Genomic DNA, 12,687 nt, shown 5'->3' on the forward strand with positions numbered 1-12,687 from the left:
TGGCGGGCGCAGCCGGATTGGCGAGGGCGGCGGGCGGCTCGGCACGACGCTCCACCTGGCGGGCCGGCGGTGTCTGCGCGGGCGCCGAGATCATCGGTGCCGGGTGGCGCGCCTTCTGCAGCATGAGCGCATTGGCAAGGATCGCAACCGAGACGCCGGCGAACACCACCAGCACGAGAGCGCGGCCGGGTCTGTGCATGGCGGTGCGCGCGACCCTGCCCAGCCAGCTCGTCTGCCGACGCGGCTGCGGCACCGGCCGCTTGACGGGAGCGGAGAGCGAGGGGCCGTTATGGGCGCGGGCGGCGATCGTGGACATGAATCTGGCTCGTACTCAGGCGGTCAGGCGAAAAGGTGTCTTGGTTTCGAGGCCACGGCGCGGGGCGCGGGCGAAGGTGGCGATCCGCGCCGGCTGCGCGGCCTCCTCGACCCCGCCGACCGGCAGCCGCACGGCGACCCGCGTGCCCACGCCCGGCGCACTCTCGATGGTGAGGCGCCCGCCATGCAGGCCGACGAGGCCGCGCACCACCGAAAGGCCGAGCCCCGTGCCCTCATAGGCACGGTCATAGGAGCCCTTGGCCTGGAAGAACGGATCGCCTAGGCGCGGCAGATCGCTGGCGGAAATGCCGATCCCTGTGTCGGACACCGACAGGTCGATGGTGTCGCCATCGCGCACGACGGCGAGCACGACACGCCCGCCGGCCGGGGTGAATTTGATGGCGTTGGACAGCAGGTTGATCATCACCTGCTTCAGCGCCCGGCGATCGCCCAGAACGGGCGGCAGATCGGGGCCGATCACGCGCTCGAGCGCGATGTCCCCGGCCTGCGCCCGCAGCGCCATCAGCGCGCAGCAATCACGGGCCATCGCGGCCATGTCGAGCGGCTCCTGATCGATCATCATCGTGCCGCTCTCGATCTTGGAGATGTCGAGCAGCGTGTTGACGACGTCGAGCAGATGATGGCCCGAGGAGTGGATGATCCGGGCGTATTCCAGGCGCTTCTCGGCATCGAGCCAGGACTGGTCCTCGCTCGTCAGCATCTCCGAGAAGCCGATGATGGCGTTGAGCGGGGTGCGCAGTTCGTGGCTGACGGTCGCCAGGAAGCGCCCCTTGATATCGCTCGCCTTGACCGCCTCGGCATGGCCGCGGGCACGCTCATCCTCCTGGGCGCGGCGGACGGTGATGTCGCGCATCACGCAGACGACGGCGACGCTGTCGGCGGGGCCGGATGTCTCGATGCGATGGGCGTGGAGTTCGAGCCATAGCGAGACGGGACGCTGCTCCTGGTCGCCCTCGGGCACGAACACCGTGCGGAAACAGGCCGTGACGGCGCCGGCACCATGGGCCGCGTCGCTCAGCGCCTTGAGGAAGAGCGGGCGATCGGCGACATGGACCCGGTTGAGCAGGCCGCGTCCGTGCAGATCGTGCGGTTCGGCGCCGGTCAGGGAGCGAGCGGCCCGGTTGGCAAACACCACGGCACCATTGGCATCGTGCCAGGTGACGAGATCGCCGACATGGTCGAGCAGCAGCTGGGCCCGCTGGTCGGAGGCCTGGTGCTCGCGCAACTCCTCGCGGCGGCGATGCTGAAAACCGGCGGCCACGATCATGGCGTGGACGATCGCGATCATGACCAGCGTCGGCATCATCTCGCCGGCCCAGGCCGGTTGTCCGGCAAAGGCTCCGAGACGGTCGAGCCCGACGACGCCGACAAGCGCGACCGCCGCGATCACGCCTGCCCTTGCCAGATGGGCACGTGCGCCAAAGAACATCGCCTCGGCGGGAACGACAGCCAGCCAGAGCAGGAGGGGCGATGCCGCGCCTCCCGTCATCCCGGCCAGAGCGCCGATGAACAGCGCCAGCGCCGCCGCCGAAATGCCGTGCGCGATATCGAGACGGCCGCTGAGCGACAAGGTCACCACCGCCAGCAGCGGCAGGGCTGCCGACACCATCACCGCGGCTTCGAGCGCGCCCAGCGTGCCGCGCCAGGCGATGTAGGCCGGTGCCAGACCCAGCGCCACCGCCCCGACGAGGAGCCGTGTCAGAATGAAGCGCTCGTGGCGCATGCGCTCGAGCGAATGGGGCAGCACCGATGCGTGCACCATCGCCGCAACCTGTGTCCTGACCGCCTGCATCTTCATGAGCAACGCAACGCCTAACCTTTGCGGACGGTTCGCCCGCTGCCGGCAATCTCGCCCTGCGTGGTTTAAGCGGGGCTTAAGGCTGCGGGCCGGCCTGCGGCTGCCCTGCCCGTCGAACCGGGCTATTCCGAAACGATTTCAACATCTTGAGAGGCAACGCATCGCCCCTCGCCGTTCGCCTCGATGTTTGCGGCAAGGTGAATGGAAGCTGAAGATCGCCTGTCGTCTTTGAAATGCATTTGAGGGTCCAGACTGACGCGATTTTTCCAGATTCCGGGCTAGTGTCGATGACGGAGCGGGCCTGGGCGCGCCTCTCCTGCAATCATGGGGACCAGCATGGCCTATATCCTGCGAAGCCTGGCGGTGATTGGCGTGATCGCGCTGAACTCACCCGTCCATGGCGAGCGATCGGACGATGGCAGCGTCGCGGCGGTTCGCGAAGTGACGAAGGCTGCAACGCAGATCGACCGGCCAGGTGCCATGTCAACCCTCACAGCTGCGCGCGAGGCCGCGCAGATCCTCGCCGGCCTCGATCCGCAGACGCGTCAGCGGTTGATGGAGATGACGGCCGCAGCCGCGACCAGTCGTAGCGAGGGCCGCCGACAGGCTGCCGAGACGTCAACGCGCTGACACGCCACAGGGGGCGCTGGCGCCCCGTGCTTGACGCGGGCGCGAGACGCGCCGAAGACGCACAGCCGGGCCCGGTCACGCCAAGCGTGCCGAGTCTGCCCGCATCGCGGCCTGCACGGACGGGACATGAGCGCCAGCCTCGACGAGATCATCGCCAATTTCGACCTGCTCGAGGAGTGGGACGATCGCTATCGCTACCTGATCGAACTCGGCAAGGGGCTCGAGCCGCTGCCCGACGAGGCCCATAACGAAACCAACAAGGTGCGCGGCTGCGCCAGCCAGGTCTGGCTCGACGCCAGACGCGATGCGGGACCGGGTCCCCAGACCGTTCTGCATTTTCGCGGCGACAGCGATGCTCATATCGTGCGGGGCCTCGTGGCGCTGGCGCTGGCGATCTATTCGGGCCGCAGCGCCTCGGACATCCTGACGACCGACGCCTTCGAAACCTATGAGAAGCTCGGGCTCTCGGCCCATCTGACGCCGCAGCGCTCCAATGGCGTGCGCTCGATGATCGAGCGCATCAAGGCCGACGCCCGCGCCGCCGCGAGCGGTTGATCGCGCACCCACGCGCCGCCGACGCCCGCTCATCCCGCACGTTCCGGCAGCAGATGCGGGCGGGCATTCTCGCCATGCCAGACCGAGATCTTGCCCCTCCTGGGAGAGGACGCCGGATTCAGCCCGTAATGCGCCGCCAGCCCCTTCAGCGCGAGGCGCAGCACGACCTTGGCGGAGCGCGCCGGCCAGCCGCGCTCGCGCTCGACCTGGTCGAGCCCCTTCAGGAAGCCGCAGACATCGATCGCCAGCCCCGACAGATCCGGCCCGAGCCGGTCGCAGGCAAGCCTGACCCGCTGGCGCGCGGCGAGCGCCGAATCGGAGGCTGCCGCCGGCCCGCTGCTGCCGGCGCCACGCCCGTCCGGCGCCAGCGCGGCGTCCCAGTTCATCGTCGTCCTCGGCATCATCCCGGCGAGGGTGAGATCCGACCGGAAGCGCTCGCCCGCGGCGAATTCCTCGTTCGAGAGTTGCGGCCTGCCATCCTTGCCCGGCCTGCGGTGCAGCCATAGCAGCGGGCTTTCGCGCTCATCCAGCGTCACGGTCTGGCGCTCGCCATCGACCAGAACGACCGCCTCGGCCAGCGCCCGCGAGGCCGCGCCGTCGGGCTCTGCCGCGACCAGGCGCCGGCTGTCGCCCTCCCCGGCCCAGGCCGCAAGGCCTTCGGCCAACAAGGGCTCGGCTGCTTCCGGCTGCGCATAGCCCGCACCGAGAGTGGTGCCGCCCTGGTTCCGGTAAAGCGCGATCCGCCCGCACCCCAGGGGCGAGAGGCGGCCGAAGGCGCCTGGCTGGACAAGATGGCGCAGCAGGCGCCGGGCCGCATCGCGGCGCTGATCCTGGTTGCGCGCGATCCCGCTCATGAGCGCATCTCCGCCGGGTTCGCGGGGGAAAGCGACCGCGTCAGCGCGACCAGCCCGGCTTCCAGCGCCGACAGACCAAGCTCGAGCGCCGGATCGTCACGGCGATCCTCGATCAGCGCACAGGCATGGCGGACCGTCGTGCGGTCGCGGCCAAAGCAGATGCCGACCCGGGTCAGCGTCAGGCCAAAGGCGACATGGGCAAGGTACATCGCCGTCTGTCGCGCCAGTGCCGTCGATCGCTGCCCGCGATGACGTGCCCTCAGCTTCGCCAGGGGCACCTGCGTGGTGGCCGCCACCGTGACTTCGGCAAGCCGCGCCAGAGCCGCCTGCCAGATGGGATCGCTGCTGCCGAATCCTGACATGTTCATGATATGTTCTCTGGTTCACGGGCCGGGCGCGGCCACTGTGAGACCATCACTACATGAATATATTCCTATATCAAGCCCGTGTTTCGGATGATCTCGATTTATCCCCGTCGGTGAGGTGTTTCGCGGCGGAGGGATGATGCGACACAAAAAAGGCCGCCCGGATGCGGCGGCCTTTCGATATCCCGATCTCCCGCCGGAGCGGACAATTGCAGCCTCAGCGGCGCTTGCGGCGCTGCTGGCCGAGGCCCATCTTCTTGGCCAGCTGCGAACGCGCCTCGGCGTAATTGGGAGCGACCATCGGGTAGTCCGGCGGCAGGCCCCACTTCTCGCGGTACTGCTCGGGCGACATGTTGTATTGCGTGCGCAGATGGCGCTTGAGCGACTTGAACTTCTTGCCGTCCTCCAGGCAGATCAAATAATCGGCCGTGATCGACTTCTTCACCGGAATGGCGGGCTTGGGCGCCTCAGTTGGCATCACCGGGACAGCACCGCTGACGACGCGACCCAGCGCGGCGTGGACATCGCTAATCAGCGCAGGCAAATCGGACGCGGGCACGGAGTTGTTCGAAACATAAGCGGAGACGATGTCCGCCGTCAGCTCGATGAAATCCGATTCGCCATTGTCAGCCATGTGGCATCACTCCCTGATATAGTCCGTGAAATTCAACGATTGCAGCTGGCACTATCTGCACAGATGCCTGAGGCGAACCCAATCAACAGCACCCAAACATTTCCGAATCGGATGGGTTTGCTGCGGGCCATTTCGACGATGTAATCGATAGCCTACAGCCCCGCAAGTGACGAAGACGCTGCGAATACGATTATCCTCTCGAATTGTTTCTGTCTTTGCCAGATCACGATGGTAACCAGCCGCGGCGCATGGTTGGCTTTTACCCCGGCGCGAGCGTCTTGCCAGCACGCAGCCTGCTCTCTACCTGTCAGAGCCCGTGATGCTGGAGATGTCGTCGATGCGCTCAAACCCCGTTCCAGGCGCGACGCGGCGTTCGCCGCGCAAGGGAGGCGTGCCCCGTGCCGCCATCCGCACCAAGACGACCGAGGTTCACGGCGTCACGCTCAGCGACGATTACGACTGGCTGCGGGCCCCGAACTGGAAGGAGGTTCTGCGCGAACCCGATGCCCTGCCGGCCGACATCCGCGGCTATCTCGAGGCGGAGAACGCCTATGCAAAACGCCTGCTGGCGCCGACACGCGCCCTGCAGCGCAGCCTCGTCAAGGAGATGCGCGGCCGCATCAAGGAGGACGATGCCAGCGTGCCGCAGCCAGACGGGCCGTTCCTGTATTACTCGCGCTACCGGAAAGGCGGAGAGCATCCGCTGATCTGCCGCAGGCCCCGGGCCGGAGGTGGCAAGGGTAAGGCGAAGGGCAAGGGGCGCGAGCAGATCATGCTCGACGCCGACGCGCTGGCCGACGGCAAGGATTTCTTCGATCTCGGCGACACGGCCCATAGCCGCGACCACGGCCTGCTCGCCTGGAGTGCCGACGAGGCAGGCTCCGAACTCTACACCATTCGCGTCCGGGACCTGGCGACGGGTGAGGACCTCCCCGACGCCATCCCGGACACGACCGGCGACATCGTCTGGGCGGGTGACAGCGGAAGCTTCTTTTATGTCGGGGTCGATGCCGACCATCGCCCCTCAAAAGTCTTCCGCCATCGCCTCGGCGAGCGGCCCGAACAGGATACGCTGCTTCATGACGAGGCCGATGCCGGGATGTTCGTCGATATCGACGAGACCCAGTCGGGCTGCTTCCTGCTGATCTCGATCAACGATCACGAAACCTCGGAAATCCGTCTCCTCGATCTGTCGGTGCCCGATGCGAAGCCCCTGACCGTGGCGGCACGGTTGGTCGGGCGGCAATATGACGTCGAGCATCATGACGAGAAACTGCTGATCTCGACCAATGCCGACGAGGCGGAAGACTTCAAGATCGTCAGTGCGCCGGTGGCTGACCCAGCGCCGGCCAACTGGCGCGACCTGATCGCGCACAAGCCGGGCCGGCTGATCCTCAGCCATGTCTGCCTCAAAGGCCGGCTGATCCGGCTGGAGCGCGAGGACGGACTGCCGCGCATCGTTATCCGCGATCTTGAGACCGGTGCCGAGAGCGACATCGCCTTTGACGAGGAAGCCTATGGGCTGGGCATGGATGCCGGCTACGAGTTCGACACCGATACCTTGCGCTTCATCTATGCCTCGATGGCGCGGCCGGCCGAGACATGGGATTACGACATGGCCAGCGGTGAACGCGCGCTGCTGAAGCGGCAGGAGGTGCCCTCGGGCCATGATCCCGCCGCCTACCGCGTGCGCCGTATCTTCGCCGCTGCCAAGGACGGGGCGCAGGTTCCGATCTCGATCCTGCACCGGGCCGATACGCCGCTCGACGGCTCGGCGCCCTGCCTGCTCTATGGCTACGGCTCCTATGGCTCGGCGATGTCGGCCTCCTTCCGGACGCGGCCGCTCAGCCTGGTCGATCGCGGCTTCGTCTATGCCATCGCCCATGTTCGCGGCGGCACCGACAAGGGCCGGCGCTGGTATCTCGACGGCAAGCGCGAGAAGAAGACCAATACCTTCACCGATTTCATCGCCGCCGCCGAAACCCTCGCCGACAACAGCTTCACCACGCGCGGCCGGATCGTGGCGGAGGGCGGCAGCGCCGGCGGCATGCTGATGGGTGCCGTCGCCAACATGGCGCCTGCTCTCTTTGCCGGCATCATCGCCGAGGTGCCGTTCGTGGATGTGCTCAACACGATCCTCGACGACACCCTGCCGCTGACGCCGCCTGAATGGCCGGAATGGGGCGACCCGATCCGCGACGTCACCGCCTTCGAAAACATCCGCAGCTATTCGCCTTATGACAACGTCACAGCCCAGGCCTATCCGCCGATCCTGGCGATGGCGGGCCTCACTGATCCGCGCGTGACCTATTGGGAACCGGCAAAATGGGTGGCGCGGCTGCGCGCGACCATGACCGGGGGCGGGCCGGTCGTGCTGCACACCAATATGGGCGCCGGCCATGGCGGCGCGGCAGGACGTTTCGACTCGCTCAAGGAGACGGCGCTGGCCTATGCCTTCGCCATCCAGGCAGTGGGCGAGGGCTGGCCCGAGGCCAGCCCTGACTGATCAAACGCTAGGGCTGATCAGACCCCAAGCCGACTTTTCTCGCTCGCCAGGTAGATCTTGAGTTCGTCCATCGAGGTGAAGCTGTAATCGCCATCGGGGGTGCGGGCCTGGATCGAGCCATCGGCATAGATGGTGAAATGGGCCTCGCCGACCTGATAGGCGCCGACGATCCCCTCTTCGGAGGCTGCCGGCGGCTCGCCGGCCTCGGACTGCTCGAGCGGCGCTGCAGGTTCCGCCTCCGCCTCGACAGGCGGCGCCGGTTCCGCTTCAAGCGGCGGGCGTTCCTCTACCGCCATCGGCTGGGGCACCTGCGGCTCGAAAATCGCTGCATCCCGCGTCCGCGGCGGCCAGAGCGGCGCCTCGCGATCGGCGATGTCCAATGTCGGCCATAGCGTCGCCGGCTGGGGCTCGCGTTCGTTTGATTCCTGCAATGGCTGCGTCTCGTCGTCGAGCCAGGGCGCGCGATCCTGCGAGGCCGGGGCCATCCAACTCGCAGCCGCAGTGACCTCGTCGACCGCGTTTTCGGCTCGTTCCGCGCGGCTCTCGGAATCCAGCGCCGGGCTGCTGATGTCCGCGAAGGAGGGCTCGATCCGCCCGGTCGGTTCCGCGCCGAGACCCAGACCGGCAAGGCTTTCGCGCAGCAATCCGAACTCGTCGGGCTCGCGAGCCGGCCTGGGGGTCAGCTCGAGCGCCAGCGGATCGACGATGTCGGAGGCGCTGGACGGCGGCGCCGCCAATTCCGTCCAGAGGTCGGGCGGATCGATCTCGGTCTCGGCAGGATTCTCAGCCTGATCCCGATCATCGTCCTTGCCAGGATACGACGTTGCTGAGTCCAGATCGGCATCCTGCACTGCGTCGGTATCGCCCAGCGGCTCCGAAGTCGGCCTGTCGGCGTGAAGAACCGGCCACGTTATCTCCACCGGACTTGCCGCAGACGCCTCAGCCGCCGTCAAGGCGTCGGGATCGATGGATGGGGCCGGGTTAAGGGTCGGAGGAGTCTCCGAAACATCCTCGCGCTCCGTGTCGGCGCGGCGTTCGTCGTCGGTTGCAGCGACGTAGCGCTCTTCAGGGGCGTCCTCGACGGCACCGGCGACGGGATCGAGGGTCTCGGGCGTGTTCGTCGCCGCAGCCCCCTGAGCCGCGAGCGCCTGGCTCACGGCAAGAGCGGCACCGGCGCCGGCGCCGGCGAGAGCGCCAGCCGGCGCCGGGCCCAAGGGCAGCGTGGACATGTCCTGCTCGGCGGCGGGCGCCGTGCGGCGCATCCGGGCATCGTCGCTGGTTGCCGGGGTGCCAACCATTGAGGCCACCGACATCGCCATGGCGGCATTGGCGAGCGAGGCCCTGATGCGCCGCAGTTCCACCAGAACCCATGCCAGGGCCATCATAACGACGCCCACCCCAGCGACGACGGTGCCGATGATGACCTGGGTGAAACCGCGTTCGAGGACCATGTAGGGCAGCCCATCGACGATCGCCGCGGCGCCACCGATAAGGAACGTCGTGCCGAGCAGGAAAAAGATGATGATCACTGTCGGGTCCTCGGCGATGTGCTCGCAAGCAATTCTGGCGGTCGCCCGAGCGAGAGAGCCAATCGCCCTGCCCTGCGATCATGTAACGTATTGAATAACAGAGAGTTTCAATATCAGCCTTCGCTTAACGCGGCGAATCGGGCGGCAGTGAGGCGGGTTTGCGGGCCGGTATGTGGGCTGCGCGACGGTTGAGCGGTTGCCGGTGGGCTGCGGGAGGCTTAACTAATCAAACGAATGGCGGGCGCCTCAGCGGCAGACACCCGGCCCGGGCCGTCCAGCGGCAAGCCATTCTTCGATCACGCGATTTTGCCAGCCCAAGGAGAGGCCCCATGACCTTCACCCTTCCCGACCTGCCCTACGCCCACGACGCGCTGCAGCCCTTCATGTCGAAGGAAACGCTCGAGTTCCACCACGACAAGCACCATCTGGCCTATGTCACCAACGGCAACAACGCGATCAAGGGCACGGAATTCGAGGGCAAGTCGCTCGAAGAGATCGTCAAGGGCTCACACGGCAAGAACCCGGCCGTGTTCAACAATGCCGGCCAGCATTACAACCATCTGCATTTCTGGAAGTGGATGAAGCCCAATGGCGGCGGCGCCATTCCGGGCGCGCTGGAGAAGGCGATCGTCGAATCCTTCGGCTCGGTCGAGAAGATGAAGGAAGACTTCGTCGCCGCCGGCGTCGGCCAGTTCGGCTCGGGCTGGGCCTGGCTCGAGGTCAAGGGCGGCAAGATCGCCGTCTCCAAGACCCCCAATGGCGAGAGCCCGCTGGTCAACGGGGCTTCGCCCATCCTCGGCTGCGACGTCTGGGAGCATTCCTATTACATCGACTACCGCAACCGCCGTCCGGACTATCTCAAGGCCTTCCTCGAGAGCCTGGTGAACTGGGAGTACGTGGCCGAGATGTACGACGCCGCAGCCAAAGCCTGAGCGATTATCAAGCCAATAAAGCGAAACGGGGCCTCGCGGCCCCGTTTATGTTTGGTACCTGGAATTCCGGCGTCCATCCTATAGCCCTCATCCTGAGGAGCCGCGGAGCGGCGTCTCGAAGGATGGTCCAGCTCGCGGGGGAGCCTTCTGGAGCATCCTTCGAGACGCACTCCTGCGGAGCGCTCCTCAGGATGAGGGCTGAGACGACCGCCGAAGGAAAGCTTGCAGACGGTCTCAGGCAGCGACGCTGCGCAGGAACTGGTCGACCGTCGCGCGCAGACGCACGGCCTGGGCGGCAACCTCGCTGGCCGCTCCACGCACCTCCTCGGCCGAGCGACCGGTCTCCTCGACCGAATCGGCGAGCACGCTGAGATCGCTCGATACCGACAGCGAGGAGGAACTCGCCATGGCGACGCCCGACGCGATCTCGCCGGTCGCGATCGCCTGCTGCTCGATCGACGCCGCCACCGAGTTGGCGAAATTCTCGATCGCGCTCATGCGCTCGGCGATGTTCTGGATCGAGCCGACAACCTGGCCGGTCGCGCCCTGAATGGCGGAAACCTGCGAGACGATGCGGTCGGTGGCGTCGGCGGTTTGCGAGGCCAGGCTCTTGACCTCGGAGGCGACGACGGCAAAGCCGCGCCCGGCCTCTCCGGCGCGGGCGGCCTCGATCGTGGCGTTGAGCGCCAGCAGATTAGTCTGGGCAGCGATGTCGCGGATCAGATTGACGACCTCTCCGATGGCACGTGCCGTTTCGTCGAGCGCGCGCACGGAGGTTGCGGCCTCGCGCGAAATCGAGGCAGCCTCGACGATTTCGGTGCGTACGCGCCGGATCTGGAACTCGACCTCTCGGATCGCAGCCCCCATCTCTTCGGCGGCCTGCGCCGCGCTCTCGACATTTCCCGAGGCGCCATGGGCGTTGTCGGCGGCGCGCGCGGCGCGCCCCGATGATTCGGCCGCCACGCGCGCAAGCCCGTCGGAGGCCTCGCTCATGCGGTCGGCATTGCTCTTGAAGGCTTCGAGCGCGACGCCGACCTTGCCGCGGAACAGGCCAATCGCCTCATCGACATCCTGCTGATGCTGGCGGCGCTGCGCCTCCGTGACGTGCTGCTTTTCCTGCAACGCGGCGCGTTCGGCCAGACGCAATTTCAGAATGCCGAGCGCATGCGCGATCGCGCCGATCTCGTCGCGGCGGGCGAGCGCTTCGATCGGGGTGTCGAGCTGGCCATCCGAGATGCTGACGATCGCCTGCGTCATGTTCTTGAGGGGCTTCATGGTCCGCGACAGCGAAATCCAGAGCAGCGGCCCCAGAACCAGCAGGATCAGGATGCCGAAACCGATCGTGGCGATCTGCTCGAACGCCGCCCGTGCGATGAGGCGCGATTTGTCGAAACGCAGCGCGATGTAGCCGATCTGCTTCTGGTGGCCGCCCACGCGGACAACATGCAGCCTGGTCACGAAGGTTTCGTCCTCGATCTCCGCCGTGGCAGTGTCCTTCATGATCTCCCAGGGATCGCGGCCAAACAGGGCCGTGACCCAGCGAGGCGTCATGGCCAGGCGCGCGCCTTCGCTTTCTCCGGCACTTGCCAGCGTGGTCAAATCATCGGCGACGAAACCGGCCTCGAAATCGGGGTCGCGGCGCAGCGAGTCGAGAATATAGCCCAGCGTATTGGTGTCGCGGGCCAGGATCAGCGACGGCGAGGCATTGACCACCATCAGCGTCAGGGCCTGCATCTTCTGTTCGAGGTCGTCGCGCGTCTTGGCATCGTTGTAGCGGGCCGCCGCGAACACCACCAACATGATCGCGATCGCGACGATGGCAACCGCCGCCGCCGCGATCTGGCTGCTGAGCGAGCGCCCCGATCTGCGGAAGGGTGCGCTTGCCGGCGCAGCGGTCTTGATCCCGGCTGCTCGCTTGAACCAACTCATTTGCGCCCAACATCCCCGAAAGCGGCGCCGTCGAGCGAGTGCCGCCGAGTCAACCTCGCGTGACGATGCCCCGGTCTGGTAAATATTCGATTGCCGCGCCGCTCGATCAACGCAGTTGGGCGAAACGCACCATCGCCAGCCCGGATGGCACGAAAGCCGCCAGACCCGCATGCTCGATCGGTCGGGTGGCGATCACTGGATCGAGCCTGGCGAGCTCGTCGTCGATGAAGCCGGGATGGCACATCACGAGATGGGCCGGTCCTGGCCGCAGCAGGAAACGCTCGAGATCGGCGCTGAAATCGCGGCCTGCATCGAAGGGAGCAACGCCCGCGAAGCCGCGATTGACCGGAATGCCTCGCCGCAGGGCCGCCCCACGGAAGCCCAGCGCGAGCGCTGCGATCGTCAGCGCCTTGCCGACCGCGACGCCGCGCGCCCGGATCGCCACGGCCGAATCGGCCGGGTCCCGCAGATAGACGCTGCCGGGCGCATAGCGGCTCGTGACGGCATCCAGCACGCTCTTGCGCACGCCTGGTAGCACATGGACATGCTGGTGGCCGTCGATGAAATCCGGCGCGCGGCCGAGCCGGTCCTCGAAGGCGTCGAGCTGGCGGGCGATCTC

At 66.8% G+C, this 12,687-nt stretch carries 11 protein-coding genes and 1 pseudogene; 4 read left to right on the plus strand and 8 right to left on the minus strand.

Annotation, left to right across the window (positions count from 1 at the left end; translation table 11 throughout):
• Both IP69_RS06215 and IP69_RS06220 read right to left on the minus strand, forming a co-directional pair.
• Nucleotides 1–316 (minus strand): annotated as a pseudogene (locus IP69_RS06215) (hypothetical protein); the annotation flags it as partial.
• Nucleotides 317–331: 15 nt separating this feature from the next.
• Nucleotides 332–2,134: a PAS domain-containing sensor histidine kinase gene (locus IP69_RS06220; RefSeq protein ID WP_054141960.1), complete on the minus strand. Its 1,803-nt coding sequence runs from the start codon at nucleotides 2,132–2,134 to the stop codon at nucleotides 332–334.
• Between the two features lie 336 nt (nucleotides 2,135–2,470).
• Here IP69_RS06220 and IP69_RS06225 point away from each other — a divergent pair, with 336 nt between their 5' ends.
• On the plus strand, nucleotides 2,471–2,764 hold the full coding sequence (locus IP69_RS06225; protein ID WP_156323319.1) for a hypothetical protein: 294 nt from the start codon (nucleotides 2,471–2,473) through the stop codon (nucleotides 2,762–2,764).
• Nucleotides 2,765–2,890: 126 nt separating this feature from the next.
• Nucleotides 2,891–3,319, plus strand: coding sequence for a SufE family protein (locus tag IP69_RS06230; RefSeq protein ID WP_054141962.1), 429 nt, complete (start codon nucleotides 2,891–2,893; stop codon nucleotides 3,317–3,319).
• Nucleotides 3,320–3,348: 29 nt separating this feature from the next.
• Here IP69_RS06230 and IP69_RS06235 read toward each other — a convergent pair whose 3' ends face one another.
• The 3 genes from IP69_RS06235 to IP69_RS06245 form a co-directional block, all read right to left on the minus strand.
• Nucleotides 3,349–4,173: a DUF6456 domain-containing protein gene (locus tag IP69_RS06235; protein ID WP_054141963.1), complete on the minus strand. Its 825-nt coding sequence runs from the start codon at nucleotides 4,171–4,173 to the stop codon at nucleotides 3,349–3,351.
• Complete coding sequence (locus IP69_RS06240; protein WP_197279703.1) at nucleotides 4,170–4,541, minus strand: helix-turn-helix domain-containing protein; 372 nt, start codon at nucleotides 4,539–4,541, stop codon at nucleotides 4,170–4,172. The genes IP69_RS06235 and IP69_RS06240 overlap by 4 nt, the downstream gene beginning before the upstream one ends.
• 214 nt (nucleotides 4,542–4,755) lie before the next feature.
• Complete coding sequence (locus IP69_RS06245; protein ID WP_054141965.1) at nucleotides 4,756–5,172, minus strand: MucR family transcriptional regulator; 417 nt, start codon at nucleotides 5,170–5,172, stop codon at nucleotides 4,756–4,758.
• Between the two features lie 337 nt (nucleotides 5,173–5,509).
• Between IP69_RS06245 and IP69_RS06250 the strand changes: the two genes are divergently transcribed.
• Nucleotides 5,510–7,678 (plus strand): S9 family peptidase, encoded by a 2,169-nt coding sequence (locus IP69_RS06250; RefSeq protein ID WP_082359016.1) that lies wholly within the window; start codon nucleotides 5,510–5,512, stop codon nucleotides 7,676–7,678.
• Nucleotides 7,679–7,695: 17 nt separating this feature from the next.
• Here the strand turns inward: IP69_RS06250 and IP69_RS06255 are convergent, their stop codons facing one another.
• The gene (locus IP69_RS06255; RefSeq protein ID WP_054141966.1) at nucleotides 7,696–9,207 is read right to left on the minus strand and encodes a hypothetical protein; all 1,512 of its coding nucleotides are present in this window, start codon (nucleotides 9,205–9,207) and stop codon (nucleotides 7,696–7,698) included.
• Between the two features lie 329 nt (nucleotides 9,208–9,536).
• On the opposite strand from IP69_RS06255, the gene IP69_RS06260 reads away from it, so the two are divergent.
• On the plus strand, nucleotides 9,537–10,139 hold the full coding sequence (locus tag IP69_RS06260) for a superoxide dismutase (RefSeq protein ID WP_054141967.1): 603 nt from the start codon (nucleotides 9,537–9,539) through the stop codon (nucleotides 10,137–10,139).
• A gap of 234 nt (nucleotides 10,140–10,373) precedes the next feature.
• Here the strand turns inward: IP69_RS06260 and IP69_RS06265 are convergent, their stop codons facing one another.
• Both IP69_RS06265 and IP69_RS06270 read right to left on the minus strand, forming a co-directional pair.
• Nucleotides 10,374–12,068: a HAMP domain-containing methyl-accepting chemotaxis protein gene (locus IP69_RS06265; protein WP_054141968.1), complete on the minus strand. Its 1,695-nt coding sequence runs from the start codon at nucleotides 12,066–12,068 to the stop codon at nucleotides 10,374–10,376.
• A gap of 106 nt (nucleotides 12,069–12,174) precedes the next feature.
• On the minus strand, nucleotides 12,175–12,687 hold a 513-nt coding region (locus IP69_RS06270), incomplete at its 5' end, for a ChbG/HpnK family deacetylase (protein WP_156323320.1).

Origin of the sequence: Allobosea sp. AAP35, assembly GCF_001295925.1 — a bacterium.
Classification (GTDB): domain Bacteria; phylum Pseudomonadota; class Alphaproteobacteria; order Rhizobiales; family Beijerinckiaceae; genus Allobosea.